The organism is Pseudomonas sp. QTF5 (assembly GCF_000512695.2).
In the GTDB taxonomy this organism is placed as follows: Bacteria; Pseudomonadota; Gammaproteobacteria; order Pseudomonadales; family Pseudomonadaceae; genus Aquipseudomonas.
Map to the genome: position 1 here is coordinate 1 of NZ_AZRW02000077.1, position 3132 is coordinate 3132.

At 51.0% G+C, this 3132-nt stretch carries 1 rRNA gene; it reads right to left on the reverse strand.

Annotation, left to right across the window (positions count from 1 at the left end):
• Positions 1–55: 55 nt before the first annotated feature.
• Positions 56–2947: ribosomal RNA gene (locus IC37_RS28605) — 23S ribosomal RNA — on the reverse strand.
• Between the last annotated feature and the right edge of the window lie 185 nt (positions 2948–3132).

Sequence of the window (3132 nt, forward strand, 5' to 3'; positions counted from 1 at the left end):
TTGCGTCTTCACACACCGCAATCTGGCCTTTCGACGCAAATTGCTTGGGTGTTATATGGTCAAGCCTCACGGGCAATTAGTATTGGTTAGCTCAACGCCTCACAGCGCTTACACACCCAACCTATCAACGTCGTAGTCTTCGACGGCCCTTCAGGGGACTCAAGGTCCCAGTGAGATCTCATCTTGAGGCTAGTTTCCCGCTTAGATGCTTTCAGCGGTTATCTATTCCGAACATAGCTACCCGGCAATGCCACTGGCGTGACAACCGGAACACCAGAGGTTCGTCCACTCCGGTCCTCTCGTACTAGGAGCAGCCCCTCTCAAATCTCAAACGTCCACGGCAGATAGGGACCGAACTGTCTCACGACGTTCTAAACCCAGCTCGCGTACCACTTTAAATGGCGAACAGCCATACCCTTGGGACCGGCTTCAGCCCCAGGATGTGATGAGCCGACATCGAGGTGCCAAACACCGCCGTCGATATGAACTCTTGGGCGGTATCAGCCTGTTATCCCCGGAGTACCTTTTATCCGTTGAGCGATGGCCCTTCCATACAGAACCACCGGATCACTAAGACCTACTTTCGTACCTGCTCGACGTGTCTGTCTCGCAGTCAAGCGCGCTTTTGCCTTTATACTCTACGACCGATTTCCGACCGGTCTGAGCGCACCTTCGTACTCCTCCGTTACTCTTTAGGAGGAGACCGCCCCAGTCAAACTACCCACCATACACTGTCCTCGATCCGGATAACGGACCTGAGTTAGAACCTCAAAGTTGCCAGGGTGGTATTTCAAGGTTGGCTCCACGCGAACTGGCGTCCACGCTTCAAAGCCTCCCACCTATCCTACACAAGCAAATTCAAAGTCCAGTGCAAAGCTATAGTAAAGGTTCACGGGGTCTTTCCGTCTAGCCGCGGATACACTGCATCTTCACAGCGATTTCAATTTCACTGAGTCTCGGGTGGAGACAGCGCCGCCATCGTTACGCCATTCGTGCAGGTCGGAACTTACCCGACAAGGAATTTCGCTACCTTAGGACCGTTATAGTTACGGCCGCCGTTTACCGGGGCTTCGATCAAGAGCTTCGCGTTAGCTAACCCCATCAATTAACCTTCCGGCACCGGGCAGGCGTCACACCCTATACGTCCACTTTCGTGTTTGCAGAGTGCTGTGTTTTTAATAAACAGTCGCAGCGGCCTGGTATCTTCGACCGGCATGGGCTTACGCAGTAAATGCTTCACCCTCACCGGCGCACCTTCTCCCGAAGTTACGGTGCCATTTTGCCTAGTTCCTTCACCCGAGTTCTCTCAAGCGCCTTGGTATTCTCTACCCAACCACCTGTGTCGGTTTGGGGTACGGTTCCTGGTTACCTGAAGCTTAGAAGCTTTTCTTGGAAGCATGGCATCAACCACTTCGTGTGCTAAAAGCACACTCGTCATCAGCTCTCGGCCTTAGAATCCCGGATTTACCTAAGATTCCAGCCTACCACCTTAAACTTGGACAACCAACGCCAAGCTGGCCTAGCCTTCTCCGTCCCTCCATCGCAATAACCAGAAGTACAGGAATATTAACCTGTTTTCCATCGACTACGCTTTTCAGCCTCGCCTTAGGGACCGACTAACCCTGCGTCGATTAACGTTGCGCAGGAAACCTTGGTCTTTCGGCGTGGGTGTTTTTCACACCCATTGTCGTTACTCATGTCAGCATTCGCACTTCTGATACCTCCAGCAAGCTTCTCAACTCACCTTCACAGGCTTACAGAACGCTCCTCTACCGCATCACCTAAGTGATACCCGTAGCTTCGGTGTATGGTTTGAGCCCCGTTACATCTTCCGCGCAGGCCGACTCGACTAGTGAGCTATTACGCTTTCTTTAAAGGGTGGCTGCTTCTAAGCCAACCTCCTAGCTGTCTAAGCCTTCCCACATCGTTTCCCACTTAACCATAACTTTGGGACCTTAGCTGACGGTCTGGGTTGTTTCCCTTTTCACGACGGACGTTAGCACCCGCCGTGTGTCTCCCATGCTCGGCACTTGTAGGTATTCGGAGTTTGCATCGGTTTGGTAAGTCGGGATGACCCCCTAGCCGAAACAGTGCTCTACCCCCTACAGTGATACATGAGGCGCTACCTAAATAGCTTTCGAGGAGAACCAGCTATCTCCGAGCTTGATTAGCCTTTCACTCCGATCCACAGGTCATCCGCTAACTTTTCAACGGTAGTCGGTTCGGTCCTCCAGTTAGTGTTACCCAACCTTCAACCTGCCCATGGATAGATCGCCCGGTTTCGGGTCTATTCCCAGCGACTAGACGCCCTATTAAGACTCGCTTTCGCTACGCCTCCCCTATTCGGTTAAGCTCGCCACTGAAAATAAGTCGCTGACCCATTATACAAAAGGTACGCAGTCACCCAACAAAGTGGGCTCCCACTGCTTGTACGCATACGGTTTCAGGATCTATTTCACTCCCCTCTCCGGGGTTCTTTTCGCCTTTCCCTCACGGTACTAGTTCACTATCGGTCAGTCAGTAGTATTTAGCCTTGGAGGATGGTCCCCCCATATTCAGACAAAGTTTCTCGTGCTCCGTCCTACTCGATTTCATGACCAAGAGATTTTCGCGTACAGGGCTATCACCCACTATGGCCGCACTTTCCAGAGCGTTCCGCTAATCTCAAAGCCACTTAAGGGCTAGTCCCCGTTCGCTCGCCACTACTAAGGGAATCTCGGTTGATTTCTTTTCCTCAGGGTACTTAGATGTTTCAGTTCCCCTGGTTCGCTTCTTAAGCCTATGTATTCAGCTTAAGATACCTAACTTATGTTAGGTGGGTTCCCCCATTCAGACATCTCCGGATCACAGTCTGTTTGCCGACTCCCCGAAGCTTTTCGCAGGCTACCACGTCTTTCATCGCCTCTGACTGCCAAGGCATCCACCGTATGCGCTTCTTCACTTGACCATATAACCCCAAGCAATCTGGTTATACTGTGAAGACGACATTCGCCGAAAATTCGCGATTAAACTCACAAATTTTACCTTAGCCTGATCCGTTACCAGTGAAAGTAACGTTCAGTCTATCTTTCTATCACATACCCAAATTTTTAAAGAACGATCTAATCAAAGACTAGAAATCAACATTCATCA